General features: G+C 31.7%; 1 protein-coding gene. It reads right to left on the reverse strand.

Going from position 1 to position 1,330, the window contains the following annotated elements:
* Positions 1-36: 36 nt before the first annotated feature.
* Positions 37-1,330 (reverse strand): lysine--tRNA ligase (gene lysS / locus AC1DJR_RS29980; protein ID WP_477004258.1); only part of this gene is annotated, 1,294 nt, incomplete at its 5' end.

Below are 1,330 nucleotides of genomic sequence, written 5' to 3' on the forward strand. Positions count from 1 at the left end.
ATTCTATTGAGTACTTGCGTTGCTTTTAACTATATTTTAGAAATCTAATAATGTGACGAATTTTCTGGCGCCTACCACATGTATTAATAACGGTATACGTGGACCACTTGATTGATTCATAATGAGCCTATATAAAATGGTAAATAATTGTTTTTGATTTTCTTTCATTATTTTTTTATTTTCATGATGACAAATCGTATACAATTGCTCCATTAGTTTAGAATGATCGTTATTAGAACGAATTATTTTACAAACTTCTACTAGCCATTTTTTCTGCCGTTCATCTAATGTGTTATAAAACTCCGTATTTTTCTCTTTATTTACCGCAATTAATTTTTTAGATTGAAAGTTTCTTATCCAATACTCAGCACGATTACTTATCGCTATCATTTCAGGTAATGTATAGCTCCTATCTATTTTCTCTAATATATCTTGTAAAATAGATGAATCAAAATTTAATAACGGTAAAGTTCCTGCTACTTGATTAAACTTTGGATACTCTTTAAATCGGCTATCAAGTCTAGAAAGTTTAATTGCATCAAATAAATCCTCATTTTTGAGTGTTTTATTTTCATAACTGTCCTTCAATCTCTCATACTCTGTATAATTGCGAATCACATCTTCATCAAGTCCAATATGAAAAGCTGCATCAGGCTTATATTTTGCAAACATAAAAAGAATTACTTCTGGTACATACACTTTTAATAAGTCGCTAGGTATAATACTATTCCCTGAAGAACTGGACATTTTTTCATGATGCCCTTTAATTCCAATGAAATCATAAGCAACGTATTGAGGGGCTTCACAATTGAATATTTTCCTTGCAATTTCTTTTGATACATTATAACTACCTGTTTCCGACGAATGATCTCTTCCGCCCGGTTCGAAAATAACATCCTCTATCATCCATCTCATCGGCCAATCGATTTTCCAATTCAGTTTCATTTGATTTGTATTTAATACGGATAATTTATTTTGATTTCCACATTCACAGTCATACCGAACTGTTTTTAATACTTCATCAAAATGTGTAATAGTTGTTGCATCTTTCCCGCACCTCTCACAATATAACGTAACGGGATAAAAGTTTTCTCTATCTTCTTCTCGGTGTATTCCTGTTTTAAAACCCATTAAAATATCATATATTTCTTTTCTTTTACACAAAGACTCTAATATGTTTTCGTTGTACCTTCCACTTCTATATTCAGCATGCTGATAAATAAATTCTACTTCAATTCCAAATGCTTGGAGCGATTCCTCAAACTCTTTTTCAAAATGATCCGCATATGAGTTATGACACCCATGCGGATCAGGGATATCACAGTACGGC

This window comes from Bacillus sp. 05T31 (assembly GCF_056396725.1).